This is a genomic window from Sphingomonas sp. Ell38C01 (genome assembly GCF_055231975.1).
This window is the reverse complement of record NZ_JBUYVA010000001.1, coordinates 3,275,236-3,300,980: the sequence shown is the minus strand read 5'-3', so window position 1 is coordinate 3,300,980 and position 25,745 is coordinate 3,275,236. Positions and strand designations below refer to the sequence as shown.

30 protein-coding genes and 1 tRNA gene are annotated in these 25,745 nt (G+C 69.3%); 11 read left to right on the top strand and 20 right to left on the bottom strand.

The genetic code is table 11. The features are described 5' to 3' along the window. The first annotated feature begins 232 nt into the window (after positions 1–232). Together ACV7NO_RS15695 and ACV7NO_RS15690 are read left to right on the top strand one after the other, a co-directional pair. Positions 233–1,999 carry a sensor histidine kinase gene (locus tag ACV7NO_RS15695; RefSeq protein ID WP_463406892.1) on the top strand — a complete coding sequence of 589 codons (1,767 nt, stop codon included), beginning with the start codon at positions 233–235 and terminating at the stop codon, positions 1,997–1,999. Beyond that, entirely contained in the window at positions 1,996–3,300 is a 1,305-nt protein-coding gene (locus ACV7NO_RS15690; protein ID WP_463406891.1) for a sigma-54-dependent transcriptional regulator, read from the top strand. The genes ACV7NO_RS15695 and ACV7NO_RS15690 overlap by 4 nt, the downstream gene beginning before the upstream one ends. Before the next feature lie 129 nt (positions 3,301–3,429). Here the strand turns inward: ACV7NO_RS15690 and ACV7NO_RS15685 are convergent, their stop codons facing one another. The 3 genes from ACV7NO_RS15685 to ACV7NO_RS15675 form a co-directional block, all read right to left on the bottom strand. Further along, a complete protein-coding gene (locus ACV7NO_RS15685; protein ID WP_463406890.1) occupies positions 3,430–3,618 on the bottom strand; it encodes a hypothetical protein in 189 nt (62 codons plus the stop codon). 90 nt (positions 3,619–3,708) lie between these two features. After that, a tRNA-Gly gene (locus ACV7NO_RS15680) sits at positions 3,709–3,782 on the bottom strand. Between the two features lie 160 nt (positions 3,783–3,942). Next, positions 3,943–4,989: a phytanoyl-CoA dioxygenase family protein gene (locus tag ACV7NO_RS15675; RefSeq protein ID WP_463406889.1), complete on the bottom strand. Its 1,047-nt coding sequence runs from the start codon at positions 4,987–4,989 to the stop codon at positions 3,943–3,945. 103 nt (positions 4,990–5,092) lie between these two features. Here ACV7NO_RS15675 and ACV7NO_RS15670 point away from each other — a divergent pair, with 103 nt between their 5' ends. Further along, positions 5,093–6,406, top strand: coding sequence for a methyltransferase family protein (locus tag ACV7NO_RS15670; RefSeq protein ID WP_463406888.1), 1,314 nt, complete (start codon positions 5,093–5,095; stop codon positions 6,404–6,406). A 338-nt stretch (positions 6,407–6,744) separates the two neighbouring features. Here the strand turns inward: ACV7NO_RS15670 and ACV7NO_RS15665 are convergent, their stop codons facing one another. The 4 genes from ACV7NO_RS15665 to ACV7NO_RS15650 all read right to left on the bottom strand — a co-directional run bounded on the left by ACV7NO_RS15665 (position 6,745) and on the right by ACV7NO_RS15650 (position 9,662). Beyond that, positions 6,745–8,127, bottom strand: a complete 1,383-nt coding sequence (locus ACV7NO_RS15665; RefSeq protein WP_463406887.1) for a glutamate--cysteine ligase — start codon at positions 8,125–8,127, stop codon at positions 6,745–6,747. Between the two features lie 66 nt (positions 8,128–8,193). Beyond that, the gene (locus ACV7NO_RS15660; protein ID WP_463406886.1) at positions 8,194–8,937 is read right to left on the bottom strand and encodes a 16S rRNA (uracil(1498)-N(3))-methyltransferase; all 744 of its coding nucleotides are present in this window, start codon (positions 8,935–8,937) and stop codon (positions 8,194–8,196) included. A 136-nt stretch (positions 8,938–9,073) separates the two neighbouring features. After that, positions 9,074–9,229 (bottom strand): hypothetical protein, encoded by a 156-nt coding sequence (locus tag ACV7NO_RS15655; protein WP_463406885.1) that lies wholly within the window; start codon positions 9,227–9,229, stop codon positions 9,074–9,076. Positions 9,230–9,245: 16 nt separating this feature from the next. Beyond that, positions 9,246–9,662: a DUF2147 domain-containing protein gene (locus tag ACV7NO_RS15650; protein WP_463406884.1), complete on the bottom strand. Its 417-nt coding sequence runs from the start codon at positions 9,660–9,662 to the stop codon at positions 9,246–9,248. A gap of 206 nt (positions 9,663–9,868) precedes the next feature. On the opposite strand from ACV7NO_RS15650, the gene ubiA reads away from it, so the two are divergent. From ubiA to ACV7NO_RS15635, 3 genes are read left to right on the top strand one after another with little or no spacing between them, the layout of a single operon-like run. Continuing rightward, a complete protein-coding gene (gene ubiA, locus ACV7NO_RS15645) occupies positions 9,869–10,798 on the top strand; it encodes a 4-hydroxybenzoate octaprenyltransferase (RefSeq protein ID WP_463406883.1) in 930 nt (309 codons plus the stop codon). Positions 10,799–10,831: 33 nt separating this feature from the next. After that, positions 10,832–12,178 carry a TldD/PmbA family protein gene (locus tag ACV7NO_RS15640; RefSeq protein WP_463406882.1) on the top strand — a complete coding sequence of 449 codons (1,347 nt, stop codon included), beginning with the start codon at positions 10,832–10,834 and terminating at the stop codon, positions 12,176–12,178. Continuing rightward, positions 12,171–12,956, top strand: a complete 786-nt coding sequence (locus ACV7NO_RS15635) for a 3'(2'),5'-bisphosphate nucleotidase CysQ (protein WP_463406881.1) — start codon at positions 12,171–12,173, stop codon at positions 12,954–12,956. Before ACV7NO_RS15640 ends, ACV7NO_RS15635 begins: the two co-directional genes overlap by 8 nt. A gap of 99 nt (positions 12,957–13,055) precedes the next feature. On the opposite strand, the gene ACV7NO_RS15630 is transcribed toward ACV7NO_RS15635, so the two are convergent. Genes ACV7NO_RS15630 through ACV7NO_RS15620 form a run of 3 tightly spaced genes read right to left on the bottom strand, consistent with a single transcriptional unit; the run spans position 13,056 to position 14,715 of the window. Beyond that, positions 13,056–13,676 carry a LysE family translocator gene (locus ACV7NO_RS15630; RefSeq protein ID WP_463406880.1) on the bottom strand — a complete coding sequence of 207 codons (621 nt, stop codon included), beginning with the start codon at positions 13,674–13,676 and terminating at the stop codon, positions 13,056–13,058. After that, on the bottom strand, positions 13,676–14,041 hold the full coding sequence (locus ACV7NO_RS15625) for a hypothetical protein (RefSeq protein ID WP_463406879.1): 366 nt from the start codon (positions 14,039–14,041) through the stop codon (positions 13,676–13,678). The genes ACV7NO_RS15630 and ACV7NO_RS15625 overlap by 1 nt, the downstream gene beginning before the upstream one ends. Further along, on the bottom strand, positions 14,038–14,715 hold the full coding sequence (locus tag ACV7NO_RS15620; protein ID WP_463406878.1) for an EI24 domain-containing protein: 678 nt from the start codon (positions 14,713–14,715) through the stop codon (positions 14,038–14,040). The genes ACV7NO_RS15625 and ACV7NO_RS15620 overlap by 4 nt, the downstream gene beginning before the upstream one ends. A gap of 191 nt (positions 14,716–14,906) precedes the next feature. Here ACV7NO_RS15620 and ACV7NO_RS15615 point away from each other — a divergent pair, with 191 nt between their 5' ends. Then, a complete protein-coding gene (locus ACV7NO_RS15615) occupies positions 14,907–15,911 on the top strand; it encodes an adenosine kinase (protein WP_463406877.1) in 1,005 nt (334 codons plus the stop codon). Positions 15,912–15,990: 79 nt separating this feature from the next. Here ACV7NO_RS15615 and ACV7NO_RS15610 read toward each other — a convergent pair whose 3' ends face one another. The 10 genes from ACV7NO_RS15610 to hisB form a co-directional block, all read right to left on the bottom strand. Then, on the bottom strand, positions 15,991–17,568 hold the full coding sequence (locus ACV7NO_RS15610) for an amino acid permease (RefSeq protein WP_463406876.1): 1,578 nt from the start codon (positions 17,566–17,568) through the stop codon (positions 15,991–15,993). 100 nt (positions 17,569–17,668) lie between these two features. Next, entirely contained in the window at positions 17,669–18,061 is a 393-nt protein-coding gene (locus tag ACV7NO_RS15605; protein ID WP_463406875.1) for a histidine triad nucleotide-binding protein, read from the bottom strand. Between the two features lie 48 nt (positions 18,062–18,109). After that, the gene (locus tag ACV7NO_RS15600) at positions 18,110–18,424 is read right to left on the bottom strand and encodes a phosphoribosyl-ATP diphosphatase (protein ID WP_463406874.1); all 315 of its coding nucleotides are present in this window, start codon (positions 18,422–18,424) and stop codon (positions 18,110–18,112) included. Between the two features lie 32 nt (positions 18,425–18,456). Continuing rightward, the gene (locus tag ACV7NO_RS15595; protein WP_463406873.1) at positions 18,457–18,627 is read right to left on the bottom strand and encodes a hypothetical protein; all 171 of its coding nucleotides are present in this window, start codon (positions 18,625–18,627) and stop codon (positions 18,457–18,459) included. A 279-nt stretch (positions 18,628–18,906) separates the two neighbouring features. Beyond that, entirely contained in the window at positions 18,907–19,686 is a 780-nt protein-coding gene (locus ACV7NO_RS15590) for a hypothetical protein (protein ID WP_463406872.1), read from the bottom strand. A gap of 149 nt (positions 19,687–19,835) precedes the next feature. Next, positions 19,836–20,594, bottom strand: a complete 759-nt coding sequence (gene hisF / locus ACV7NO_RS15585; protein WP_463406871.1) for an imidazole glycerol phosphate synthase subunit HisF — start codon at positions 20,592–20,594, stop codon at positions 19,836–19,838. A 126-nt stretch (positions 20,595–20,720) separates the two neighbouring features. Continuing rightward, a complete protein-coding gene (hisA, locus tag ACV7NO_RS15580; RefSeq protein WP_463406870.1) occupies positions 20,721–21,473 on the bottom strand; it encodes a 1-(5-phosphoribosyl)-5-[(5-phosphoribosylamino)methylideneamino]imidazole-4-carboxamide isomerase in 753 nt (250 codons plus the stop codon). A gap of 133 nt (positions 21,474–21,606) precedes the next feature. After that, positions 21,607–22,212, bottom strand: coding sequence for an imidazole glycerol phosphate synthase subunit HisH (gene hisH, locus ACV7NO_RS15575; protein WP_463406869.1), 606 nt, complete (start codon positions 22,210–22,212; stop codon positions 21,607–21,609). Then, complete coding sequence (locus ACV7NO_RS15570; protein WP_463406868.1) at positions 22,209–22,520, bottom strand: YciI family protein; 312 nt, start codon at positions 22,518–22,520, stop codon at positions 22,209–22,211. Before ACV7NO_RS15570 ends, hisH begins: the two co-directional genes overlap by 4 nt. Next, complete coding sequence (gene hisB / locus ACV7NO_RS15565) at positions 22,517–23,104, bottom strand: imidazoleglycerol-phosphate dehydratase HisB (RefSeq protein ID WP_463406867.1); 588 nt, start codon at positions 23,102–23,104, stop codon at positions 22,517–22,519. The genes ACV7NO_RS15570 and hisB overlap by 4 nt, the downstream gene beginning before the upstream one ends. A gap of 102 nt (positions 23,105–23,206) precedes the next feature. On the opposite strand from hisB, the gene ACV7NO_RS15560 reads away from it, so the two are divergent. From ACV7NO_RS15560 to ACV7NO_RS15545, 4 genes are all read left to right on the top strand, one after another. Then, on the top strand, positions 23,207–23,695 hold the full coding sequence (locus tag ACV7NO_RS15560; protein ID WP_463406866.1) for an SspB family protein: 489 nt from the start codon (positions 23,207–23,209) through the stop codon (positions 23,693–23,695). Positions 23,696–23,818: 123 nt separating this feature from the next. Then, the gene (gene fumC / locus ACV7NO_RS15555) at positions 23,819–25,207 is read left to right on the top strand and encodes a class II fumarate hydratase (RefSeq protein WP_463406865.1); all 1,389 of its coding nucleotides are present in this window, start codon (positions 23,819–23,821) and stop codon (positions 25,205–25,207) included. A 15-nt stretch (positions 25,208–25,222) separates the two neighbouring features. Beyond that, a complete protein-coding gene (locus ACV7NO_RS15550) occupies positions 25,223–25,477 on the top strand; it encodes a hypothetical protein (protein ID WP_463406864.1) in 255 nt (84 codons plus the stop codon). Beyond that, positions 25,474–25,677, top strand: coding sequence for a hypothetical protein (locus ACV7NO_RS15545; protein ID WP_463406863.1), 204 nt, complete (start codon positions 25,474–25,476; stop codon positions 25,675–25,677). Before ACV7NO_RS15550 ends, ACV7NO_RS15545 begins: the two co-directional genes overlap by 4 nt. Positions 25,678–25,745 lie beyond the last annotated feature (68 nt).

Sequence of the window (25,745 nt, the reverse complement as noted above, 5' to 3'; positions counted from 1 at the left end):
GGTCTAGCCTTTCATCCTCTGGTCGGCGTTCCGGCTTCGAGCGGCCGGATCTATGTCAGGACAATGCGATGGCGCGTCGCGGCGGCCAATCGAAATCCCGGAAACGCCAAAAACGAGAAAAAACAATGACGTAAAGGTGAGCGTGACGGTTGCGACGTGTGCATTCTGACATGCGACGGATGCATGCGTGCAACAATTTGCACACACTGGCGTGCGGGCGTACCGTCGCATGATGACGATGGCGTCGCTACGACGATTCGGGTGGGTGGCCGCGGCGGTGCTTCTGTCGCTGCTCGTCGTGGTCGTGACCGGCGAGATCGCGCAGCGCCGTGCGCTTGCCCGGCTGGCGGAGGGCGCGCGCGCCGATGGCCAGCTGCGCAGCGCGCTGCTGACGAGCGAGATCCGTCGCTTCCGGCTGCTCCCCGTCGCGCTGGCCGGCGATGTCGATCTGCTCGCGGCGCTCGATCGTTCGAGTTCGGCCCGACGCACGCTCGACGCGAAGCTGGAAGCGCTGGCGCGGACGACGGGGGCGGCGGTGCTCTACGTCCTCGATGCGGAAGGGCGCGCGATCGCCGCGAGCAACTGGCGCACGCCCGACAGTTTCGTGGGCACCGACTATCGCTTCCGCCGCTATTATCGCGAAGCGGTCGCACGCGGCAGTGCCAGCCAGTTCGCGATGGGCACCGTCAGCCGCCGCGCGGGGCTGTACCTGGTCCAGCGGACCCGGACGGCGGGGGCGCGGACGTATGGCTATGTCGTCGTGAAACTGGAATTCGACCGCGTGGAGGCGGCGTGGCGGCGTGCAGGCGGGATCACCTTCGCCACCGACGCGAACGGCGTGGTGCTGGTGACGAGCCGTCCCGATTGGCGCTTCGCCGTGACACGCGCGCTGGCGCCCGCCCGGCGGGCGGCGTTGATCCCCGCGTACCAGACCGGGGCGGGGACGCTCGCGCCGCTGCCGCTCAGGGTCGAGGATCCGGGCGCGCCGGTGTCGCTCGCCAGCGTCGCTGGCGGGGTGCCGATGGTGCGCGTGGCGCTGCCGGCCATGGATGATGCGTGGCGGCTCGACCTGCTGGTGCCGACGCGGGGGATCACCGCAGGGGTGCGGACCGCACAGCTCGCCGCGCTGCTGGCGACGCTCGCGCTGTCGGTGGGGATCTGGGCGTGGATCGAGCGGCGGCGGCGTTACCGCGAGCGCGTCGCCTCGGCACGGGCGCGGACTGCGGGGCTCGAGTCGCTGGTCGCCGAACGCACCGCCGAACTTCGTCGCGAGATCGCCGAGCGGGCCGCTTTGGAGACGCGTGCGGACGGGCTGCGCGAGGGGCTGCGACAGGCGAACCGGCTCGCCACGCTGGGGCAGGTCACCGCGAGCGTCGCGCACGAGACCGCGCAGCCGGTCGCCGCGATCCGCGCCTATGCTGCCAACGGCGCGCGTTTCCTCGATCAGGGCGATACCGGCGCGGTGGCGGAGAACCTGGCCGCGATCGGGCGGCTGACCGAGCGGATCGGCGCGATCACCGACCAGCTGCGCGGGTTCGCGCGCAAGGGCACGCACGGTGTCGTCGCGCTGCCGCTCGCCACCGCGATCGACGGCGCGACGCTGATCCTGCGTGAGCGGCTGTCGCAGGTGACGCTGATGGTCGCGCCGATTTCCCCCGATCTCGTCGTGATGGCGGGGCGGGTGCGGCTGGAACAGGTGCTGGTCAATCTCCTCCAGAACGCGGTCGAGGCGCTGGATGCGCACCCCGATCCGCGCATCGCGGTGAACGTCGCGGTCGCGGCGGACAGCGTGACGGTGTCGGTGTGCGACAACGGCCCCGGCGTCGCCCCCGAGGTGGCGGCGCGGATCTTCACCCCGTTCGTCACCAGCCGCGCGGCGGGGCTGGGGCTCGGGCTCGTCATCTCGCACGACATCATGGCGGACATGGGCGGCGCGCTGCGACTGGTGCCGTCCGATCGCGGCGCGCGGTTCGACCTGACGCTGAGGCGCGCGGCATGATCGCGGACGAGGCCCGCACCGTGATGCTCGTCGACGACGACGACGACCTGCGCGAGGCGATGCGCCAGACGCTGGCGCTTGCGGGCTATACGGTTCTGGCGTTCGATCGTGCCGCGACCGCGCTGGCCGCGCTGGGGGAGGATTTCGCGGGTGTCGTCGTCACCGACGTGCGGATGCCGCAAATGTCGGGGATCGAACTGTTCCACGCGATCCGCGCGCGCGATGCGGACCTGCCCGTCATCCTCGTCACGGGACATGGCGACGTCGCGATGGCGGTGGAGGCACTGCACGCCGGGGCTTGGGATTTCCTGACCAAGCCGTTCGATCCCGACGCGATCGTCGCCGCGATCGGGCGCGGCCTCACCTCCCGCGCGCTCGCGCTCGACAACCGCCGGCTGCGTGCGCTGGTCGAGGCACCCACGGACTCGGCGCTGGTCGGGCGCTCACCCGCGATCGTTCGGCTGCGCGAGACGATCGCGATGCTCGCCGACGCCGCTATCGACGTATTCGTCGAGGGCGAATCGGGGACGGGCAAGGACCTGATCGCGCGGTTGATCCATCGCGGGGGGCGGCGTGCGCGCCACGCCTTCGTCACCGTCACGTGTGCCGCGATCCCCGACGCGCTGATCGACGCGGACCTGTACGGCACCGGCGCGAGCGGAGAGGGGCGGGTGCGGCAGGCGCATCGGGGCACGCTGCTGCTCGACGATGTCGACCGCGCCAGCCCGGCCTTGCAGGCGCGGCTGGTGGAGATCGCGGAGACGCGCGCGGCGCGGCCTGCGGGAGTGCGCGACACCGCCCCGCTCGACCTGCGGCTGGTGTCGACCGGTAGCGGTAGCGACGGGATCGCGCCCGGGCTGTTCTATCGCCTCGCCCCCGTCCAGCTGCGCGTGCCGCCGTTGCGCGAACGGCGCGAGGACGTGCCGCTGCTGTTCGCGCACCTGCTGGGCACGGCTGCGGCGCGGCTGCGGCGCGCGGTGCCCGATCTTACCACTGCCGTGCGGCGGCGGCTGATCGAGCATGACTGGCCGGGCAATGTCCGCGAACTGGAGAATTTTGCGGAGCGCGTCCTGCTCGGGCTCGACTCGTCGCAGGAACAAGCGCCGCCGCCGTCGGGCGAACCGCTCGCGGACCAGGTCGCCACGTTCGAGCGTCGGTTGATCTGCGACGCGGTGGCGGACGCGCGCGGTGACGCCAGCGTCGCAATGGCGGCGCTCGGGCTGCCGCGCAAGACCTTCTACTACAAGGTCAATCGCCATGCGATCGATCTTGACGCGTTGCGTCGCGCAGCGCGGCGATAGGCTGGGTCCTCGCTCCACATGTCGTCATCCCGGACTTGGCCGGAGATCCACGGTGCCGCGGACGCACAGGGGTCGGCGTCCGCGGACCGGTGGATGCCGGGACGAGCCCGGCATGACGGGGAGGGCGCGTCAGGCGGGCTTGGCGCCCGGCGTGCCGCACTTCACGAACTTGCCCGCCGCGCGGCAGCGTTGCGCGCCCTTGGGCTTTTCGGGGCATTTCACGAACTTGCCCTTCGCGTCCTTGCACGGCGCGGCGAGCACGGGCGCGGCGCTGGCGAGCGACAGCCCGGCGGCGGCGAACAACAGGGTGCGGATCATCGCAAATCTCTCCTCACGACGCGGTCCGGCGTGACTGCGCGCCGACCATGCTGCACCCAAGTCGCCGGGGACGCAATGATGGGAAAGGGGTGGAGCGGGTAACGGGAATCGAACCCGTGTATTCAGCTTGGAAGGCTGCTGTACTACCATTGTACTATACCCGCCCGGGTCGCTTCGAGCGTTCCGGCGTCCCTGCCACAGCCCCGCCGCGAGCGTCAACGGGCTAGGGGCAGATCGACATTCGGTGGACGCGATCGGTTTCGCCCTTCCCGTTCGTCTCGACTTCGCTCGACGGCTACTCGAGACGAACGGCAATCTTTAAGCCTATAGCCGCAGCGGGCGGCCCTCGCCGCGGCCATAGCGCAGATAATGGTCGCCCGCCTCCATCCCGCCGGCCGCGACATCGGGGTTGGCGGCGAGATAGGCGTCCGCGTCGAAATCGTCGGGCAGCCGGGCCTTTGCGCGCGGATCGACATAGCGGACGAACGCGGGGTCGACGGGCTCGCCGGCATAGCGGTTCTCCATCCGCTCGCCCGTCAGCACGTTGCGTGGTTCGCGAAACATGATCGAGCCGGCGGCGGGATCGGAGCCCATCGGGGTGTAGTAGCTGCACCCCTCGAAATAATAATGCGTCACCTGACTCCAGCGGGTGCGCGCGCGGTCGCGGTGCTCGTCGCCGCCGTGGAGCAGGTTGGCGGCCCAGATCAGCGCCTGCCCCTTCTTCACCGTCAACCGCTCGGGCGCGATGCCGTGGACCTCGACCAGCCGCTCCCACAGCGGCTCGTACACCGATTGCTGCGTATCGGTCTCGGGATCGTAGGCGCGACCGATATGCTCGTTGACGTAGATCGGCCAGCTATGGCTGCCGGGATAATAGACCAGCGGTCCGGCATCGACATGGATGTCCTCCAGCGCCAGCCACACCCCGCACATGAAACGCTCGGGGATCGACGAGAAGTGGACCGAATCGGTGTGGAAATGCTGTTGCGTGCCGACGGGAAAGTTCAGCGTCTGGAATGGCACCGCCTGCCGCCCGTACAGGTCCGACAGCAGCTGGATCAGCCGCGCGTTGACCGCCACTGCGCGGACGTCGTCGTTATATTCCCATGCGTCCTGCAGACGCAGGCCGGGGACAGTGCCTTGCCGCCATGCCTCCCACGGATAGTCGGGTTCCAGCGTCGCGACGATGCGGTCCGCGCGTTCGGCGATCTCGGCATCGGGGAAGTCGATCACCGCATAGCCGTCGCGGCGCAGGTCGCACGCGACGCGCCACGTCCATGGATCGGTGCGATCGGCATCGAAATGGTCCGCGAAGAACGGGCTTTCGACGTTGGGCACGCCGGGCAGAAGATCGGTATCGTTGCGCAACATCGTCAGACACTCTCCGCGGGCGAGCGTATCGAAGGTTTCGCTGCCCCGCCAGCGCGTTGATCCTTCACGCGATGCTTACCATTCGCGTGGCACAGCGACGCGCATGTATCACGACACCTCCCTGTCGCGCGCCGCCAAGAGCGATCCGCGCCCGGCCTCCGCCGTCAGCGCCGGTGCGGGGCTTTCGGGGCTGGTTGGCCTCGCGGCGTGGATCGCGGTCGCCCTGTGGTTCCGGATGGACGGGCCGTACGCGGCGCTGGTAAACCTCGCGGCGTGCGCGGTGCCGATCGTCGCGTGGTCGCTGCTGGTCGACAAGGTGCACCGCAATCCGTCGACCGGGATCGACTGGGCCGCGCGCAAGCCCTGGCGAAAGACGCGCGACGTCAGCCTCGTCAAGCTCGCCGGGCTGTGGGCGACATGGGGCGGGATCGCGCTGATCTACGCGACCGGGCGGTTCTACTGGCAGGGGCCCTACACCTTCGCGATGGCGTGCCTGACGACGATCGCGCCGGCGCTGTTCGCGCTGTCGATCCCGTACATATTCTGGATCGACCGCCATCTGGTGGAGCCGCGCGACGGCGCATGGGCGCTGGGCGCATGGCTGACGGGCACCGGGACGCCGCCGCCGGGCGCGATCCCCGCGCATCTGCGCACCTGGGCGGTGAAGGCGTTCTTCTGCGCGTTTATGCTCGCGATCGTGCCCGCGGGGTTCGGCGAGTTCGTCCGCCGCGACACGTTCGGCATTCTGGCCGATCCGGTCGCGCTGGCAGGATGGCTCATCACGCTGATGTTCGTGATCGACGTGGCGTTCGCGACGGTCGGCTATCTCCTTACCTTCCGCCCGCTCGATTCGCACATCCGCAGTGCCAACCCGTTCGCCGCGGCGTGGATGGCGGCGCTGATCTGCTATCCGCCGTTCATCATGATGGAGGAGGGGCGGCCGTTCGACTATCGTCCAGGCACGCAGGAATGGAGCGTCTGGTTCGCCGGGCACCCGGTGATCCTGTCGCTGATCGGCGCGACGCTGGTCGCGCTGACCGCGATCTATGCGTGGGCGACGGTCGCGTTCGGGATGCGCTTCTCCAACCTGACGCATCGCGGCATCATCACGCACGGACCCTATGCGTGGTCGCGCCACCCCGCCTATCTTTCGAAGAACCTGTTCTGGTGGGTGTCGACGGTGCCGATCCTGACGACGGGCTCGCTCGTCGATGCGGCGCGCGCGACGATCCTGATGGGGGTGGTGTCGGGCATCTATTACTGGCGGGCGCGGACCGAGGAACGGCATCTGGGGCTCGACCCGGCCTACGTGGCGTACAGCGCATGGATGGCGCGCAACGCGCCGGTGCCGCGGTTCTTCGCGTGGGTGGGGGGCAGAGCCTCCCCGGCAGGGGGAGGTGGCAGCCCGCAGGGCTGACGGAGGGGGGTGTCCGCCGCCGCAACGTCGGTGATCTGAAGCGATGCCCTTTCCACCACGCTTCGGGCGGTCCCCCCCTCCCCGCGAGCGAGGAGGATCTAGGGCCGATCGACATTCAGCCATGGTGCCCAGATATGTGCCGAAACCCGTCACCCCGGACCCTTCGACAAGCTCAGGAGAGCCCCGTTCCGGGGGCCACCTGTCCGCGAACGATGGCGATATCGTCTCGAACGGCATCGTTTGCAGCGCGGTGGATCCCGGAACAGGGCTCTCCTGAGCTTGTCGAAGGGTCCGGGGTGACGCACAGGACAGCGCACCAAGCGGAATGTCGATCGACCCTAGAACGTCATCTCGTCATAGACCTTCGTCACGTCTTCGCCCCACGCGCCGTGATAGCGTTCGAGCAGCATCTCGGCGGGCACCTTGCCCGAACGGACGATCTCGCGGAGCGGATCGAGGAAGCCGTTCTCGCTGTCTCCGCTCGCGTTGAACCGCGCCCGCGCGGTCAGCCCCGCCCCTGCGATGTCGAGCACGGCGCCCGCGATGTCGCGAAGCTGGCCGCCGCGGATCGGCGCGGACAGCCCCAGTTTGGGCACCGCGTCGCGCAGCGCCTGCCGCTCGTCGAGCGTCCAGTCCCTGACGAGATCCCACGCCGCGTCGAGCGCCGCATCGTCGTACAGCAGCCCGACCCACAAGGCGGGCAGCGCGCAGATCCGGTTCCACGGCCCGCCATCCGCGCCGCGCATCTCGAGGAAGGTCTTGAGCCGCACCTCGGGAAAGGCGGTCGACAGATGGTCGTTCCAGTCCTCGATCGTCGGCTTTTCACCGGGCAGGACGGACAGCTCGCCCTTCAGGAAGTCGCGGAAGTTCAGGCCCGCGGCGTCGATGTAGCGCCCCTCGCGGTAGACGAAGTACATCGGCACATCGAGCATGTAGTCGGCATAGCGCTCATACCCGAACCCGTCCTCGAACACGAAGGGCAGCATGCCGGTGCGCGCGGGGTCGGTATCCGACCAGATATGGCTGCGATAGCTCAGATACCCGTTGGGCTTGCCTTCGGTGAACGGCGAGTTCGCGAACAGCGCGGTCGCCAGCGGCTGGAGCGCAAGGCCGACGCGGAACTTCTTCGCCATGTCGACTTCGGACGCATAGTCGAGATTCACCTGGATCGTGCAGGTGCGCAGCATCATGTCGAGGCCCATCGAGCCGACCCGCGGCATGTGCCGCAGCATGATCGCATAGCGCCCCTTGGGCATGATCGGCAGCTCTGCGCGCGTCTTGTCGGGCCACATGCCGAGCCCGAGGAACCCGATCCCCAGCTTCTCGCCCGCCGCCTTCACCTGCTCCAGATGCCGCCCGGTTTCCGCGCAGGTCTGGTGGAGATTGTCGAGCGGCGCGCCCGACAGCTCGAACTGGCCCGCGGGCTCGAGGCTGATCGAGCCGTCCGCGCCGGACATCGCGATGACGTGCCCGTTCTCCTCGACCGGACGCCAGCCATGCTGCTCCAGCTCGCCCAGCAGCGCGCGGATGCCGCCCGCCTCATCATAGGAGGGCGCATGATGGTCGTCCCGGGCATAGACGAACTTCTCGTGCTCGGTGCCGATCCGCCAGCGGTCCTTCGTTTTCTCGCCGGTCGCGAAATGGGCGATGAGCTGCTCGCGCGACTCGATGCGATTCGAGTTGCTGGTCGAGTTGCCGGTCGAAACGGTCTTGGTCGTCATGACGCGCGCCTTACGCCGCGATGAACGAGCGCGCCAGCGGGGAAACGCGCAAGGCGGGAGGGCGGCTTACCGCCAGTCCCCGGCGGTCCCCATCCACAGCGCGACCGCCGCCGCCGCCGCGGTTTCCGCGCGCAGGATGCGTGGGCCGAGCGCGATCGCGATCGCCTGCGGGCAGGCGCGGATGCTCGCGCGTTCGTCGTCGTCGAAGCCGCCTTCGGGGCCGATCAGGATCGCCGCGGGGCCGGGGTGCGCGCGCATCGCCTCCGCCGCGGGCGCGCCGCCCGTCTCGTCCGCGAAGAACAGCACGCGGTCCGTGGGCCAGTCGCGCAGCGTCGCCGCGAGCTTCACCGCCTCCGCGACCTCGGGCAACGCGGTGCGCCCGCACTGCTCCGCCGCCTCTATCATCTGCGTGCGCAGCCGGTCGGTATTGGGCTTGTCGACCACCGTGCGTCGCGTGACGACGGGGACGAGCCGCGCGACGCCCAGCTCGCACGCCTTCTCCGCCAGCCAGTCGACGCGGCCCTTCTTTAGCGGCGCGGCGCACAGCCAGAGATCGGGCACGGCCTCGCGCTCGCGCAGCCGCTCACGCACGTCGAGCGTCAGCGTGCGCTTCGCCACGTCGGTCGCGACCGCAAGCCACTCGCCGGTCGCGTCGTCGAACAGCGTCACCGGATCGCCCGGCTTCGTACGCATCACCGATACGAGGTAATGCGCCGCCGCGCCGTCGAGCGTGATCGCGCCGGGGGCGAGCGGGGTTTCGACGAACAGTCGCGGCGTGGAGCGCGGCGGCCAGGCGGGGGTGGCGATCATCGCGGCGTGTTAGCCGAGGCGGGTCCCTCCCGTCATCCCCTGCCTTCCGTCATACCCGCGCAGGCGGGGACCCATCTCGTTACGTCGGAACGAGCGCCACGGCCGGGAGATGGCGCCCGCCTGCGCGGGGTGGCGGCTACTTTCGCGACAGCATCCACCGCGCCGCCATGAACAGCAGGAACCCCGTCAGCGCGACGCCGACGACCGCCATCGTCACCACTCCGGCCACGCGGAGGATCGCGTAGAACAGCGCCTCCACGAAGCGTCCGACCGCGACCGAGAGGTGGATCACGTCATTTCACGCCAGTTCATTTTACCCTGGTCCACGTCTGCGACTTGCACCCGAAATTGCCGAACAGGCACCCGGTGCCGACGATCGTGTCCGGCCCCTGCATCTCGATCGTGCCCTGGAAGGTCTTGTCGATGTCGGGGACATAGACCTCGCCATACCACAGCCCGTCATCCTCGCGGCGGAAATCGTGGAACAGCTCGGTGCCGACCAGCCGCTCCGTGCCGCCGCGTGCGGCATCGTCCTGCGCCTTGGGACTGGCCCAGATCACCCGCCCGCACATGCCCGCATCCCGACCGGACCCGCAGCGCGCCGCCTTGATCCGCACGCTGTTTGACGCGTTGCGCCAAGTGCCCGACCAGTCGCCCCGCGATTGCGCGAGCGCGGGGGAGGCGAGCGTGGCGAACGCGGCGGCGGCGAGGATGACGGCTTTCATGACGGATACTCCTGTACCGGGAACGCGGCCAAGATAGGGCGGGGTCATCGCGGATCCATTACCTGGCCCATTTCCTTTCTTCCGTTCGTACCGAGCTTGTCGAAGTGCTGCCCTTCTCTTACCGCCCGAAGGAAGAAGGGCAGGGCTTCGACATGGCTCTCCTGAGCGAAGTCGAAGGGCTCAGCCCGAACGGAAAGGGGTAACGGGTGATCGAAGACGGAACCCGGATCGTCCCCGACACCCAGCATCGCGGACTCGTCGCCGCGCTGCCGCCGCGGGTGCGCGCGTTCGCGTCGCTGGCGCGGTTCGACCGGCCGATCGGGTGGTGGCTGCTGTTCTGGCCGGGCGCGTGGGGCGTCGCGCTGGCGGGCGGGGCGGTCGAACGGTTCGGGCTGATCCTGTGGCTGCTGCTCGGCGCGATCGCGATGCGCGGGGCGGGGTGCGTCTACAACGACATCGTCGACCGCAAGCTGGACGCCAGCGTCGCGCGGACGCGCGACCGGCCGCTCGCGTCGGGCGCGGTGTCGGTGCGCGCGGCGTGGATCTGGCTGGCGATGCTGTGCGCGGTCGGCCTCGTCGTGCTGTTCCAGCTGCACGTCTTCGCCGCGATCGTCGCGGTCGCCAGCGTAGGCGCGGTCGCGGCGTACCCGTTCATGAAGCGCATCACCGGCTGGCCGCAGGCGTGGCTGGGCATCGTCTTCTCCTGGGCGGCGCTGGTCGCCTGGGCGGAGGTGACGGGCACGCTCTCGCTTGCCGGGCTGACGCTGTACGCGGGATCGATCCTGTGGGTGATCGGCTACGATACGATCTACGCGCTGCAGGACCGCGAGGACGACGCGATGATCGGCATCCGTTCGTCCGCGCTGACGCTGGGCGGCGCGGTGAAGCCGGGGGTGGCGGGGTTCTATGCCGGTGCCGTGGCGCTGTGGGCGCTCGCGATCTGGCAGGTGCGCCCCGACGGGCTGGCGTTGCTGGCGCTCGCCCCGGTCGCGCTGCACTTGGCGTGGCAGGTCGCGACGCTCGACCCCGACGACGGCGAGGGCGCGCTCCGCCGGTTCCGGTCGAACCGGTTCGCGGGTCTGCTGCTGTTCCTTGCCTGCGCGGTCGTGGGGACGACGCTGGACTTTGCACCCTAGCATCGCGTCCCCGCGGCCCCTAAGTCCATCCTCATGCTGACCCCACCCGAGGCGCAGGATCGCGCCGCCGAGATCGTTGCCAGAGCCCGCGCCGCGGGTGCCGACGCCGCCGATGCGGTCTTTGCCGCCGATGCCGCGACCGAGGTGTCGGTGCGGCTCGGCAAGCTCGAGGATGTCGGTCGCTCCGAAAGCGAGGAGCTGGGGCTGCGCGTGTTCGTCGGGCGGCGATCCGCGAGCGTCTCGACCTCCGACCTGTCGTCGGCGGCGATGGACGCGCTGGTCGAGCGCGCGGTCGCGATGGCGCGCGAGGCGCCCGAGGACGCGTGGGCGGGGCTCGCGCCCGAGGAGCGGCTGATGCGCGGCAGCCCGCCGCTGCTCGATCTCGACGACGGCGGGGAGATCACCCCCGCGTCGCTGCGGGCGATGGCGGAGGCGGCGGAGGATGCCGCGCGCGCCGTCCCCGGCGTCACCAATAGCGAGGGCGGCGGCGCGAGCGCATCGCGGATGGTGTGGGCGCTGGCGACCAGCCACGGCTTCGCGGGCGCCTATGCCGCGACCGGCTACGGCCTGTCCGCCAGCGTGCTCGCGGAGGCGGACGGCGCGATGGAGCGCGATTATGCGCACCACTCCGCCCGCCACCGCGCGCATCTCGATTCGCCCGAAGAGATTGGCCGGCGCGCGGGCGAGCGCGTCGTCGCGCGGCGCGGCGCGGGCAAGGTCGCGAGCGGGACGATGCCCGTGGTGTTCGATCGCCGCGTCGGCTCCAGCCTGATCGGCCACCTCGTCGGCTCGATCTCGGGCGGGGCGATCACGCGCAAGACGAGCTTTCTGCTCGATGCGCTCGGCACCCGGATCCTGCCCGAGGGCATCGTGATCCGCGACGATCCGCACCGCCCGCATGGCCTGCGCTCGCGCCCGTTCGATGGCGAGGGGCTGCCGGTGTCGCCGACCGCGATCGTCGAGGACGGGGTTCTGGAGACGTGGCTGCTCGATTCGGCCTCTGCGCGCCAGCTGGGGCTCGAGCCGACGGGGCACGCCGCGCGCGGCGGCGGCGGATCGCCCGGCGCGACGACGAGCAATCTGTTCATGGAAGCCGGCCACGTCCCCCCCGAAACGCTGATCGCGGACATCGACCGCGGGGTGTTCGTCACCGAGCTGATCGGGATGGGGGTCAATGGCGTAACCGGCGACTATAGCCGCGGCGCGGCGGGGTTCCTGATCGAGGACGGCCGCATCACCCGCCCGGTCAACGAGTTCACGATCGCGGGCAACCTGAAGTCGATGTATCTGGCGCTCACCCCCGCCAACGATCTCGAATTCCGCTACGGCACCAACGTGCCGACGATCCGCGTCGACGGGATGACGGTGGCGGGTGGCTGACACCGCCGCTTTGGCGGGCGCGGTCGCGCAGATCGCGGGTGAGGCCGCGGCGATGGCGCTCGCGCGCTGGCGGACCGATATCTGCGGCTCGCAGAAGGCGGACGGATCGCCGGTGTGCGAGGTCGATCTCGACGTCGACCGGATGCTCCATGCGCGGCTGTCGGCGTTGCTGCCCGATGCGGGCTGGCTGTCGGAGGAGACCGCGGACGACCCTGCGCGGCTGGCGCGGCGACGGGTGTGGGTGGTCGATCCGATCGACGGCACGCGCGACTATATCCGCGGGCGGCGCGGCTGGGCGATCTCGATCGCGCTGGTCGAGGACGGGCGCCCGGTGATCGGCGTGCTCGACGCACCCGCCAGGCGGGAGGCGTGGATCGCGCGCGCGGACGCCGGCGCCTGGCGCAACGGCGTGAAGCTGGCGGTGGGGAATCACGCGACGCTCGCCGGCGCGCGTATCCCCGCCGACGCGCTGCCCAAGGCGGACCGCGACTTCACGCTGGTCGACAAGCCCAATTCGATCGCGCTGCGGATTGCGATGGTCGCGGCGGACGAGGCGGACCTGATCGCGACGCTGCGCTGGGGCGCGGAGTGGGATATCGCCGCCGCGGTACTGGTCGCCAGCGAGGCGGGGGCTGGGGTCAGCGATGCGCTGGGCGGCGCGCTGGCGTTCAACAAGCCCGATCCGCGCGCGTTCGGCGTGCTGGTGACGACGCCCGCGATCCACGCCGCCGCGGTCGACCGGCTGGCGGAACGCGCGCGGGTGCTGTCGGTGGAGTGATCCCCCGCCCCTCGTTGGTTTCGAGCGAAGTCGAGAAACGGGCCACGGGCGGTAGCGCAGCGTTTCTCGACTTCGCTCGAAACGAACAACGGAGACGTGTCAGCGCCGGATCGCGGCGGTCGCCAGCCCGGCGAAGACCAGCGCGCCGCCGCCGATGCGCTTCGACCAGGCCTGCGCGCGCGGCGATCGAAGAAGGCGGCCTGCGCCCGATGCAATCCATGCGTAGCCCGAATCGGTCACCGCCAGCACCGCGCAGAAGGTCGCGACGAGGATCGCGGCCTGCGGCCAATAGGCGCGCGCGGGATCGAGGAACTGTGGCGCGAAGGCGGCGAGGAACAGGATCGTCTTGGGATGGAACGTCCCGATGCCGAGGTTGCCGAGCAGCGCAGCGCGGGGCGACAGCGCCGCCGGGCGGATCGCGATCGCCGCCGCGTCGCGCGCGCGCCAGATCGTCAGCACGCCCGCCGACACCAGATACAGCGCGCCCGCCCATTTGAGCAGCGCGAACGCGCTCGCCGAGGTCGCGAGCAGCGCGCCGACCCCGGCGAGGCTCGCGCTCGCCGCCAGGATATTGCCGAGCATCAGCCCCGCGACCGAGGCGAACGCGGTCCGCCGCCCCGATCCGATCGCATAGCCGATGATCGCCGCCACCCCCGGCCCCGGCACCAGCCCGATCACCAGCGATGCCGCGACCAGCGCAAGCCAAAGGTCCGCGCGCATTACTTCCCGCCGCTGCGCCGCGACAGCGCCGCGACGCAGCTGGCGCGGTCGATCGCGCTGCCATCGGGCTCGCGCGCGTCGAGATAGGTCACCTTGGGCTCCGCCGATCCGCGCGGGTAGAGATAGGCGTCGAGCACGCAGAACTGGCTCTCGAACTGCAGCTTGCGCGCGGTGCCCTCGCGGATGTCCGCGTCGGGCTGGCCGAACAGTGCGACCAGCCCGGCGGCGTTCGTCCCGATCACGCGCTCCAGCCCGGCGCTGGTATAGGGGATCGGCACGCGTGCGGCGCGCTGCGGCGGCGGGGTGGCGGTGGTCGCGCAGCCGGCGAGCGCCGCGCCAAGCGACAGGATCGGGAAGCGCTTCATCGGGGCCTCTTGTGGAAGATATGCGTCGCCATCGCCGCCCCCAGCACGGGCGCGACGAGGTTGACCAGCGGAACCATGAGCAGCCCCGTCGTGGCAAGCCCGGTCGCCATGCGCGCGGGCACGCTCGCCTTGCGCCAGCCCCGCATCGCCGCATCGTCCATGTGCCGCGCCGCGACCATGTCGCCCAGGTCGCGCGCGAGCAGCCAGCCGTTGACGAGGAAGAACGCGACCGGTGTGCCGATGGCGGTGAACAGCAGCGCGACGTAGATAGGCAGCATCAGCGCATTGATCGCCACCGCGCGCCCTGCCGAGCCCAGCGCCATCCGCATCGAGCGCGCGAGGCGGACCGGGCGTGCGCTCGCCATCGCGGCGGGGTAGTGCCGCGCCTCGACCGCGGCGACCACGTCGTCGCCGAAGATGCCGATCACCGCGATCGCGACGATGCGAAACAGCAGCCACGCGGCGAGGATCTCGATCACGACGGTCGCGACCGCGACGATCGCGCCCAGATCCTGCTGCCCGGTCGCCCACGCGACCGCGACGCCGAGCGCGTGATAGAGCCCGACGCCAAGGACGACGAAGATCGCCAGCGTCAGCGCGAGCGACTCGGCCAGCACGCGCAGGATCGCGGCGTCGCCGAGCTGGCCGAGCGATAGGAGGAAGGCGCGGATCATGCGGCAGGGGTGGCGTGGGCTGCGGCGCGCGTCAATGCGTGCGGTTGCGTTGGCGTCGTCCAGAATTTAGGGCGATGCCATAACCCCGTTCGCACTGAGCCTGTCGGAGTGCTGTCCTTCTTTCCTCCTGGACGAAGAAGGGCAGGGCTTCGACAGGCTCAGCCCGAACGGCTTGATGGAGCGAGCATAACTTGGCCGACACCAATCCCACCTACGACGTCGTCGCGATCGGCAACGCCATCGTCGACATCCTGGCGCAGGCTGACGACGCGTTCATCGCGGACAACGGCATGACGAAAGGCGCGATGCAGCTGATCTTCTCGCCGGAAGACGCCGACGCGCTCTACGCTAAGATGGGCCCGGGGCTCGAAGTGTCGGGCGGCTCCGCGGCGAACACGATCGCGGGCATGGCGGCGCTCGGCGGCAAGTGCGCCTTCATCGGGCAGGTCGCGGACGACCAGCTGGGCGACGTGTTCGCGCACGACATCCGCGCCGCGGGCATCCGCTTCGATACCGCAGCGCGCGCCGGTTCGCCGACGACGGGGCGCTGCCTGATCTTTGTGACGCCCGACGGGCAGCGGACGATGAACACCTTCCTCGGCGCCTCGCACTATCTGCCCGCCGACGCGCTAGATCGCGGGCTGATCGCGGATTCGGCCTATCTCTATATCGAGGGCTATCTGTGGGACCCCGAGGAGCCGCGCGCCGCGATGCGCGCCGCGATCGAGGTCGCCAAGGCGGCGGGGCGCAAGGTGGCGTTCACGACGTCGGCGGAGTTCGTGATCGATCGCCACCGCGGCGACTTCCTCGCGCTGATCGACGGTGGCGCGATCGACCTGATCTTCGCCAACGAGTCGGAACTGCTGCATCTGACGCAGGCCGCGGATCTCGAAGCCGCGATCGCGACGATCGCGCCGAAGGTCGAGACGCTGGTCGTGACGCTGGCGGAGAAGGGCGCGATGGCGATCGAGCGTGGCACGCGCACGCTGGTGGCGGCCGAGCCGGTCCACGCCGTGGTCGACACCACCGGCGCGGGGGACCTGTTCGCGGCGGGGTTCCTCTACGGGCGCACGCATGGGCACGATATCGAGGCGTCGCTCAAGCTCGGCGCGATCTGTGCGGCGGAAGTGATCGGCCATGTCGGCGCGCGACCGCAGACGGACCTGAAGGTGCTGGCGAAGCCCGTTCTGGGGTGAAGCATCCCGCATCGTCGGACATGAAAAAGGCCGGGATCGCTCCCGGCCTTTCTTGTTTCATCATTCCCGCCGGATCGGTTCAGGGCTGTTCGCCCACCGGGGCGACATATTCGCCCATGTCCGGCGCGTCTTCCTGGTCCAGCCCCTTGTAGAGCCGGCTGTTGTGCATGCCGTAGACGAAATACAGCACGATCGCGATCAGCGTGTACCAGCCGAAGAAGATCAGCACTCGCGTCTCGACCGTGAAGATCAGCGCGATGCACGAGACGATCCCCAGCGCCGGCAGCACCGGGAACAGGGGCACGCGGAATCCGCGCGGGATCTCCGGGTGCGAGCGTCGCAGCCAGATCACTGACAGGCAGACGATGGCGAACGCCGCCAGCGTGCCCACCGACGTCATGTCGCCCAGCGTGTTGATGTCGAAGAACGCGGCCGCGCACGCGGTGATGAGCCCGACCAGAACGGTGTTGACCCACGGCGTCTTGAACTTCTTGTGCACCGTTGCGAACACCCGGGGCAGCAGGCCGTCGCGCGCCATCGTGTAGAAGATCCGAGTCTGCCCATACATCAGCACGAGGACGACCGAGGTGAGCCCGACGATCGCGCCCGCCTTCACGAGCTTGGCGAACCACGCCCATTGCGGCCCCAGCGCGTCGACCGCGACCGCGACGGGATCGGGCACGTTGAGCGTCTTGTAGTTGACGATCAGCGTCATCACGATCGAGACGAGGATGTAGATCGCGGTACACGCGAACAGCGATCCCAGCAGCCCGATCGGCATGTCCTTCTTGGGATCTTTGGCTTCCTGACCCGCGGTGGAAACCGCCTCGAACCCGATATAGGCGAAGAACACGATCGACGCGGCGCGCAGGATCCCGCCCCAGCCGAACTCGCCCTTGTCGCCCGAGGGCGGCGGGATGAACGGGTCCCAGTTGCTCTTCAGCGTATCGAAATGCGCGATCACGAACCCGCCGCAGATCAGGATGAACGCGACGATCACGGTCACCTTGATCGCGACAATCACATTGTTGACCTTCGCGCTCTCCGACACGCCGACGACCAGCAGCGCGGTGAGCGCCATGCAGATCAGGAACGCGGGCAGGTTGAAGAAATAGGTGACCGGCGCGCCGTTCACCAGCAGCGGCACGAGATCGGTGCCCGTGCTGGTCATCACGGTGTGCCCGGTGGGTCCGGTCAGCTGCACCGGGATCGCGAGTCCGAAGTCCTTGAGCAGGCTGACGACATAGCCCGCCCAGCCGACCGCGACGACCGAGGCTGCAAGGCCGTATTCGAGCAGCAGCAGCGCGCCCATGATCCACGCCGCGAACTCGCCGATCGTGGTGTAGCTGTAGGTATAGGCGGAGCCCGAGACGGGCAGCGTCGACGACAGCTCGGCATAACACAAACCGGCAAGCGCGCAGACCGCGCCCGCGATCAGGAACGACAGCAGCACCGCAGGACCGGCATGGAGCGCGGCGGCGTTGCCGGTACGCACGAAGATGCCCGCGCCGATGATACAGCCGATGCCGAGGAACACGAGGTTCCACGCGCCGAGCGTGCGCTTGAGTTCGCTTTGCTGGGTCTCGCGCTGCACCTGCTCCACCGTCTTGCGAAGCAACATGCGCTGGACGAGCCCGTATGCGGGTCTGGTCGCCATCAAATCTCCCTCGGCCACCCCCCGGCGGCCCGAATTGCGTGAAGCCGCCGAGCCTAGTGGGAAACGGGGCTCGCGCAATCCCTTGATGCGGCGGGCGCGGTCAGCCCGCCGAGTCGTTGCGCGCCAGCATCGGGCCGAGTGGACGCCCGGCGAGGATGTGGACGTGGAGGTGCGGCACCTCCTGATGGCTGTGCGGCCCCGCATTGGCCAGCAGGCGATAGCCCGGCTCGACCAGCCCGGCCTCGCGCGCGACATGGCCTACGGCGCGCACGAAGCCCGCGATCTCCGCATCGGTGCCGCGGGCGCTGAAATCGTCCCACGATACGTACGCGCCCTTGGGGATCACCAGGATATGCGTCGGGGCCCAGGGCGCGATGTCGTGGAAGGCGAGCGCGTGCGCGTCCTCGTAGACGCGCTTCGCGGGGATCTCGCCGCGCAGGATCCTCGCGAAGATGTTCTGGTCGTCATAGGGCTGCGTCGCATTGACTGGCATGAAACTCTCCTTCGTCTTGTTCCCTTCCGGCCCGCGGCAGGGAAAAGGTCACTTCGCCCGCGCGGCCTTCTCGTCATGCCCCGACACGCCTTCGCGCCGCGCCAGTTCGGCGCGGACGTCGTCGAGCCCGAGCCCGGCATCGGCGAGCAGCACGATCAGGTGGAACATCAGGTCTGCGGCCTCGGGCACGATGGCGCCGGGCTCATCGCCCATCGCGGCAATGACGGTCTCCACCGCCTCCTCGCCCAGCTTCTGCGCGATCTTGCCGCGCCCGCGCGCGAACAGCGATGCGGTGTAGGAGGAGCCCGCGTCCGCGCCCCGGCGCGCGCGGATCGTGGCTTCGAGGGCGTCGAACTGGTCCATGCCGCGCGGCGTGCCGCGTGCGCGCGGGGGCGTCAATCCTTGCCCGCGTCGCGCTTCGCCCGCCGCCGCAGCGCCCGCCGCGTCAACGCCACCGCGATCACCGCGACCGCGAACAGCGCAAGGTCGGACCATTCGGGCGACGTCCGGTGGCGGACGGTCCCGTCGTGGCTGGCCGCGGCGACGGCGATGGCGGGCAGGAGCATCGGGCGGGTGTAGCGCAGGAAGGCTGAGCGAATCGTTAGCGGCGGGCGATGAGGCCGCGGAAGTTGCCGAAGTTGCCACTACGTCGGGGTCGAAACACCTCCCCGCTTTGTTTATTGGCGACCAAGCAAACGCGTGGCCTCGCGTGCGGTGCCGACGATGCGAAAGAGCCCGGCAGAGCCGGTGTCACTGGCGATGCTATCATCGCGGGACGATGTAGGACAGCAGGGTGGAATGGCTGCTCTCGCCCAATTGCTGACATCGTGAAGGCGCTATCGAGCTTACCGGATCACAGCCTGCGGCGGGACTTGCCGCAGGACACCTTTCCCCAAGGACGCATTCTGACCATAGGTTGTCGGGATTGTCGTGCCGATCGGACGACAGATGACGCGGGCCGGAGCGGTGAAGGCGCCAATCCGAGCGAGTTGCGCATAATCCTTCGGCAGGCCGGCTCGCGTCAGAACGCCATCGAACCAGGCCAACGAATTTCCCAGCCTCGCATTAGTATATCGCGCATCGCTGAGCGCCGCGTAGAGCGCACCTTCGGTCACCGGATCGAGCGGTCGTCCAGGGCCTACCATCATCGCCAGCGTCTGCCAGGATTGTGAATCGGCTGCGCTCAGCCGGTCATAATCCTTGATCCAGTAATAATAGCCACTTAGTGCGCGGAATTCCTGCGCAGGAAAATGGGTGGCGGTCTGAGCGGACTGGAAGCTTTCCCATACGACCGAACCCCAGCCGGGACGACCCGGCGAAGAGATAGCCCCGACGGGCGGTAGGCGGCGCGTGCGCGAGGCTTCGGCAAGAATCGTAGCCAGTTGGTCTAGGCGCCGCTCGACGCAGGGCGAAACCGCGGATCGCTCTCGCGCAATCGCCTGGTTGCCGGCGATCTCTGTTCGGATCGTCGCGCGCGCATCGTTGACCTCGAACCGCCAGCCGATCTCGGTCGCGATGGCACCAAGCCCCAACGCAATCAGGACGCCGAGCACGACGCTGCCGACTTCGCGCAGGAATTTGCGCGTCAGTTCGGCGCGCAATACGATCGCAAGACGCCTGATCATGGCCCCGTCTCTCAGTCTATCCTAAGGGGAAGAATCGCAGCAACGCCGATCCGAGACAATAGCCGAGGGAAATTTTCAGTGGCTCCGCGCTCCGAATTCATAAGCGCGATCGGATAAGCAGACCGTCCGCTAACCACCAGGACCAGACATCAGCCCCGAACCGGCACCCCCGCCGCCGCGAGCGCGGCGTGCGCCTGGGCCACGGTCGCCTCGCCGAAGTGGAAGATCGACGCCGCCAGCACGGCTGAGGCGTGGCCTTCGGTCACCCCGGCGACGAGGTGTGCCAGCGTGCCGACTCCGCCCGACGCGACCACGGGTACGCGCGTTTCGTCCGCGATCGCGCGGATGAGGGCGAGGTCGTAGCCGTCCTTCGTGCCGTCGCGGTCCATCGAGGTGACGAGCAGTTCGCCCGCACCCAGTCCGGCCAGGCGCAGCGCGTGTTCGACCGCATCGATGCCCGTCGCCCGCCGGCCGCCATGCGTGAAGACCTCCCATCGACCCCCGACGCGGCGTGCGTCGACGCTGGCGACGCAGCATTGCGCGCCGAACCGTTCCGCGATGTCGGCGACGACTTCGGGCCGCGACACGGCGGCGGAATTGACCGCGACCTTGTCCGCGCCCGCCAGCAGCAGCGCGCGTGCGTCGTCCGCGCTGCGCACCCCGCCGCCGACGGTCAGCGGCATGAAACAGACCGAGGCCGTGCGGCGGACGACGTCGAGGATCGTGTCGCGCCCCTCGTGGCTGGCGCCGATGTCCAGAAAACACAGCTCGTCCGCGCCCGCGGCGTCATAGGCGCGCGCCTGTTCTACGGGGTCGCCGGCATCGCGCAGGGAGACGAAGTTGACGCCCTTGACGACGCGGCCGTTCGCGACGTCGAGGCAGGGGATGACGCGGGCCCTAACCGTCACGCGCATGGCTCCTGCCGTTCGTTTCGAGCGAAGTCGAGAAACTCTGCGTCCGGCCAACGCTTCTCGACTTCGCTCGAAACGAACGGGGAGGGGGGGCTGCATTGGCGGGCAACGACCGTGTAATCCTCACGCCGCCGCCGCCGCTACGCTCAGCGCCGCCGCCAGATCGAGCCGGCCATCGTACAGCGCCCGCCCGGTGATGACGCCCTCCACGCCCCCTTTTTCTCCTTTGGCGCGCGTATGGAGCGCGAGGACGTGGATTTCCGCGATCCCCTTCACCCCGCCGCTCGCGATCACGGGGATGTCGACCGAGCGCGCGAGATCGACCGTCGCCTCGACGTTGCAGCCCTTGAGCATCCCGTCGCGGCCCACGTCGGTGAACAGCAGCGACGCGACGCCCGCATCCTCGAACCGGCGGGCCAGATCGGTCGCGCTGGTGGTCGAGACGTCGGCCCAGCCCTTGGTCGCGACCATGCCGTCCTTCGCGTCGACCGCGACGACGATCCCGCCGGGGAAGGCCTTCGCCATGTCGCGGACGAACTGGGGGTTCTCCAGCGCGGCGGTGCCGATCACGACGCGCGAGACGCCGAGCGCGAACCACGCCTCGACCGCCACGGCGGTGCGGATGCCGCCGCCGAGCTGGACGTGGCCGGGGAAACGCTGGACCACCGCCTTCACCGCCTCGCCGTTGACGCTTTCGCCGGCGAACGCGCCGTCGAGGTCGACGACGTGGAGATGCTGCGCGCCCGCCTCGGCGAAAAGCATCGCCTGGTGCGCGGGGTCGTCGCCATAGACGGTCGCGCGGTCCATATCGCCTTCGGCGAGGCGGACGACCTGGCCGGCCTTCAGGTCGATCGCGGGGAAGACGATCAGGGTCACAGCGAGATCCTCCCCGGCACGGGGAGGGGGACCGCGCGAAGCGTGGTGGAGGGGGCTCTCCACCAGTGTCGTCCGGTGGGGAGGTTTCCCTCCACCAGCTCCGCTGGTCCCCCTCCCCGTGCCGGGGAGGATCCTATGGCCGCCATGTCAGAAACCTTTCCAGCAGCGCCAGGCCATAGCGCTGGCTCTTTTCGGGGTGGAACTGCGCGCCGATCAGATTGTCTCGCCCGATCGCGGCGGTGACGGGGCCGGCATGGTCGGTGGTCGCGATCACGTCGTCTCCCTCGAAGGCATAGCTGTGGAGGAAATACGCCTCGCCGGGCTCGATCAGCGGGTGCGGCATCGCGGGGCGGACGTCGTTCCAGCCCATGTGCGGCACCTTCGCGGTCGCGTCGGCGGGCTGGAGCAAACGCACCCGGCCGCGAATCCAGCCGAGCCCGGCATGCGTGCCCATCTCCTCGCCCGCGTCCGCCATCAGCTGCATGCCGACGCAGATGCCGAGAAACGGCGCGCCCTCGCCGCGGACGCGCCGCTCGAGCGCCTCGACCATGCCGTCGACGCCGCGCAGCGCGGCCGCGCACGCGCCGAACGCGCCGACGCCGGGGAGCACGATCCGGTCGGCGCGTGCGACCGCATCGGGGTCCGCGGTCACCGCCAGATCGGTGCATCCCGCCGCGCGCAACGCGTTCTCGACCGAATGGAGGTTCCCCGCGCCATAGTCGATCAGCGCCAGCGTCATCCGAGCAGCGCCTGTACTTGCGGCTGCGCGAAGCTGGCGGCGAACGCGACGACCTCGAACGCGGCGACCCCGCCGGTGACGAACGGGTCGGTGTTCGCGATCGCGGTCGCCGCATCGGCATCGCCGCGTACGACGATCACGCCGCCGGTGCGCGGATCCCGCCTGCCCGCGACGACGAACGCGCCCTCGTCGAACCCCTTCGTCAGCCATGCGACGTGATCCGCCATCAACGCGTCGACGTCAGCGAGCGGTTTCCCATAGGTGAGCAGGATCACGCAGAGCGCGCCGGAGGCACGATACGCGCTCACAGCGAACCCTTGGTCGAGGGGATCGCATCGGCCTTGCGCGGATCGATCTCGACCGCGGTCCGCAAGGCGCGCGCGAGGCCCTTGAACGCGCTTTCGGCGATATGGTGGTTGTTCTCGCCGTGAAGCGTCTCGACGTGGAGCGTCAGCCCCGCGGTCTGCGCGAACGAGTGGAACCAGTGCTGGAACATCTCGGTATCCATTTCCCCGAGGCGCTTCTGCGAGAATACGGTCTTCCACACCAGCCACGGCCGCCCGGAGATGTCGAGCGCGACGCGGGTCAGAGTCTCGTCCATCGGGCTCAGCGCGTCGCCGTAGCGGCGGATCCCGCGCTTGTCGCCGAGCGCCTTGGCCACCGCCTCGCCGATCGCGAGACCGGTGTCCTCGACGGTGTGGTGCTGGTCGATATGCAGGTCGCCCTCGGTGCGGACGTGCAGGTCGATCAGCGAGTGGCGCGACAGTTGCTCCAGCATGTGATCGAAGAAGCCGACGCCGGTGGCGACGTCGTACACCCCCGTCCCGTCGAGGTTGACGGTGACAGCGATCCTGGTCTCGCTGGTGTTTCGCTCGATCGTGGCGGTGCGCATGGCAAGCGCCATAGCGCCTCGCCCCTCTCATGCAATTCCCAGTCACGTAATTCCCGGCCGTGCAATCTTGACCGGGGCGGGGAGGGCGCTACCCAAGGGCGCATGAACGATGGTCTCCCCGACAGCCTGATCCCGTATGACGAGATCGTCCAGGAAGCGCTGCGCGCGGTGGTGGGCCGCGTGCTCGATTCGGTCGCCGACGGCGGCGGGACGCTGCCCGGCGAGCATCATTTCTACATCACCTTCAAGACGCAGGCGCCCGGCGTCGACATCCCGCAGCGCCTCGTCGAGCGGTTCCCCGACGAGATGACGATCGTGATCCAGAACCGCTTCTGGGATCTGACCGCGGATGCCGAGAAATTCTCGGTGGGGCTGAGCTTCAACCAGGTGCCGTCGAAGCTGATCGTGCCCTATGCCGCGATCACCGGATTCCACGATCCGGCGGTCAATTTCGAGCTGCGCTTCCAGGTGCAGGAAGGCCCGAACGAAGGCCCCGAAGGGCACGACCCGGCGGAGAATGACGGCCCGCTCGCGACCCCGGTCGAGGATGGATCGAACGTCGTCAGCGTGGACTTCAAGCGGAAGAAGTAGGCCGGAGCGAGCGGCGCCCGCGCCGCGCTCGCGCCAGCGACGCGACCGGCCGGCCGGCGCGGGCGTGCCCGCGTCCGACGTCACGGGATTTACTCCCGTGACGGCCGTCCCCATCTCCGCCCCATGACCGACACCCGCACCGAAACCGACTCGATCGGACCCGTAGAGGTTCCCGCCACCGCCTATTGGGGCGCGCAGACCGAGCGCAGCGTCGAGAATTTCCCCTTCGGCGGGATGGAGCGGATGCCGATCGGAATCTTCCACGCGCTCGCGATCGTGAAGCGCGCCGCCGCGCGGGTGAACCGCGAAGCGCTGGGCGCCGAAAAGGCCGACGCGATCGAGGCGGCGGCCGACGCGATTATTGCGGGACGGTACGACGACCAGTTTCCGCTCGTCATCTGGCAGACGGGCAGCGGCACGCAATCGAACATGAACGTCAACGAGGTGATCGCGGGGATCGCGAACGAGGCGCTGGCGGGCACGCGCGGCGGGAAGGCCCCGGTCCACCCGAACGACGACGTCAACCGCGCGCAATCGTCGAACGACAGCTTCCCGACCGCGCTCCATGTCGCCGCCGCGCTGGCGGTGACGCGCGACCTGCTGCCCGCGCTCGACCGGCTCCACGCCGCGCTCGACGCGAAGGCAAGGGGATGGGCGGACGTCGCAAAGATCGGACGGACCCATCTTCAGGACGCGACGCCGCTGACGCTGGGCCAGGAAATGTCGGGCTATGCGCAGCAACTCGCCAACGCGCGCGCGCGGATCGAGGGGACGCTGGAGCGCAACATCCTGCCACTCGCGCAAGGCGGCACTGCGGTCGGCACCGGGCTCAACGCGCCCGCCGGATTCGCGGAGGCGGTGGCAGGCGAGATCGCGGCGCTCACCGGCGTCCCCTTCGTCACCGCGCCTAACAAGTTCGAGGCGCTGGCGTCGAACGACGGGCTGGTCGACCTGCACGGCACGCTCAACGTGCTGGCGGTCGCGCTGACCAAGATCGCGAACGACATCCGCCTGCTCGGCTCGGGGCCGCGCTGCGGGTTCGGCGAGCTCGACTTGCCTGCCAACGAGCCCGGCAGCTCGATCATGCCGGGCAAGGTGAACCCGACGCAGTGCGAGATGCTGACGATGGTCGCGGCACAGATAATGGGGAACAATGTCGCGGTCACGATGGGCGGGATGCAGGGGCATCTGGAGCTCAACGTGTTCAAGCCGCTGATCGGCGCGAACGTGATGCGATCGATCGCGTTGCTGTCGGTCGGGATGACGAGCTTCGCCGAGCGAACGGTGGAGGGCATGACCGCGAACACGCAGCGGATCGCGGAGCTGCTCGACCGCTCGCTGATGCTTGTCACCGCGCTCGCCCCCGAGATCGGGTACGACGCCGCCGCGCAGATCGCCAAGCATGCGCATGCGGAAGGGTTGACGCTGCGCGAGGCCGCGCTCGCGCTCGGGCTGGTCGACGGCGCGACGTTCGACCGGGTCGTGCGCGCGGAGGCGATGCTGGGAACCTGATCGCCGCCCGCGCGCTTGGGGGTCTTCGCCAAGGGAGATCGCTACGTGGGAGCAACGACGATAGGCGCGCTGGTGGGCGGCGCGATCGATGGGATGTCGGGCGACGATGGCGTCGCGGATGGCGCGATCATTGGCGCGGTGACCGCCAACGTCCTCAAGGTCGTGGTGCCGATCGCGATCACCTACGCGATCGGATGGGCGGTGCTTCGTGGCATCGGCCAGTTGAAGGATCTGGCATTCGGCGAAATTTCAAAGGGAGCAGGGGCATGATTCGCACCATCATTCACGCGCTGGTCGGGCGCGAACTCGGCAAGCGTTCGGGCGCTGGCGGCACGCGTGGCGCGGTGACCGGCGCGCTGGCGTTCAGCGCGATGCGCCGCATGGGACCGCTCGGCGCGCTGCTCGGCGGCGGCTATGTCGCGAAGAAGGCGTATGACCGGCACAAGGCGGGCAAGGCGTATCGGGACTGAGTTCGCGATACTCGGATACCCCATCCCGCTCGTGCTGAGCTTGTCGAAGCACTGTCCTTCTTTGCCAT

Excerpts from the sequence above, each read along its gene's own strand:
- ACV7NO_RS15695 (WP_463406892.1), top strand. The coding sequence starts at position 233 with ATGACGATGGCGTCGCTACGACGATTCGGGTGGGTGGCCGCGGCGGTG.
- ACV7NO_RS15690 (WP_463406891.1), top strand. The coding sequence starts at position 1,996 with ATGATCGCGGACGAGGCCCGCACCGTGATGCTCGTCGACGACGACGAC.
- ACV7NO_RS15685 (WP_463406890.1), bottom strand. The coding sequence starts at position 3,618 with ATGATCCGCACCCTGTTGTTCGCCGCCGCCGGGCTGTCGCTCGCCAGC.
- ACV7NO_RS15675 (WP_463406889.1), bottom strand. The coding sequence starts at position 4,989 with ATGTTGCGCAACGATACCGATCTTCTGCCCGGCGTGCCCAACGTCGAA.
- ACV7NO_RS15670 (WP_463406888.1), top strand. The coding sequence starts at position 5,093 with ATGTATCACGACACCTCCCTGTCGCGCGCCGCCAAGAGCGATCCGCGC.
- ACV7NO_RS15665 (WP_463406887.1), bottom strand. The coding sequence starts at position 8,127 with ATGACGACCAAGACCGTTTCGACCGGCAACTCGACCAGCAACTCGAAT.
- ACV7NO_RS15660 (WP_463406886.1), bottom strand. The coding sequence starts at position 8,937 with ATGATCGCCACCCCCGCCTGGCCGCCGCGCTCCACGCCGCGACTGTTC.
- ACV7NO_RS15650 (WP_463406884.1), bottom strand. The coding sequence starts at position 9,662 with ATGAAAGCCGTCATCCTCGCCGCCGCCGCGTTCGCCACGCTCGCCTCC.
- ACV7NO_RS15640 (WP_463406882.1), top strand. The coding sequence starts at position 10,832 with ATGCTGACCCCACCCGAGGCGCAGGATCGCGCCGCCGAGATCGTTGCC.
- ACV7NO_RS15630 (WP_463406880.1), bottom strand. The coding sequence starts at position 13,676 with ATGCGCGCGGACCTTTGGCTTGCGCTGGTCGCGGCATCGCTGGTGATC.
- ACV7NO_RS15625 (WP_463406879.1), bottom strand. The coding sequence starts at position 14,041 with ATGAAGCGCTTCCCGATCCTGTCGCTTGGCGCGGCGCTCGCCGGCTGC.
- ACV7NO_RS15620 (WP_463406878.1), bottom strand. The coding sequence starts at position 14,715 with ATGATCCGCGCCTTCCTCCTATCGCTCGGCCAGCTCGGCGACGCCGCG.
- ACV7NO_RS15610 (WP_463406876.1), bottom strand. The coding sequence starts at position 17,568 with ATGGCGACCAGACCCGCATACGGGCTCGTCCAGCGCATGTTGCTTCGC.
- ACV7NO_RS15605 (WP_463406875.1), bottom strand. The coding sequence starts at position 18,061 with ATGCCAGTCAATGCGACGCAGCCCTATGACGACCAGAACATCTTCGCG.
- ACV7NO_RS15600 (WP_463406874.1), bottom strand. The coding sequence starts at position 18,424 with ATGGACCAGTTCGACGCCCTCGAAGCCACGATCCGCGCGCGCCGGGGC.
- ACV7NO_RS15595 (WP_463406873.1), bottom strand. The coding sequence starts at position 18,627 with ATGCTCCTGCCCGCCATCGCCGTCGCCGCGGCCAGCCACGACGGGACC.
- ACV7NO_RS15590 (WP_463406872.1), bottom strand. The coding sequence starts at position 19,686 with ATGATCAGGCGTCTTGCGATCGTATTGCGCGCCGAACTGACGCGCAAA.
- hisH (WP_463406869.1), bottom strand. The coding sequence starts at position 22,212 with ATGACGCTGGCGCTGATCGACTATGGCGCGGGGAACCTCCATTCGGTC.
- hisB (WP_463406867.1), bottom strand. The coding sequence starts at position 23,104 with ATGCGCACCGCCACGATCGAGCGAAACACCAGCGAGACCAGGATCGCT.
- ACV7NO_RS15560 (WP_463406866.1), top strand. The coding sequence starts at position 23,207 with ATGAACGATGGTCTCCCCGACAGCCTGATCCCGTATGACGAGATCGTC.
- fumC (WP_463406865.1), top strand. The coding sequence starts at position 23,819 with ATGACCGACACCCGCACCGAAACCGACTCGATCGGACCCGTAGAGGTT.
- ACV7NO_RS15545 (WP_463406863.1), top strand. The coding sequence starts at position 25,474 with ATGATTCGCACCATCATTCACGCGCTGGTCGGGCGCGAACTCGGCAAG.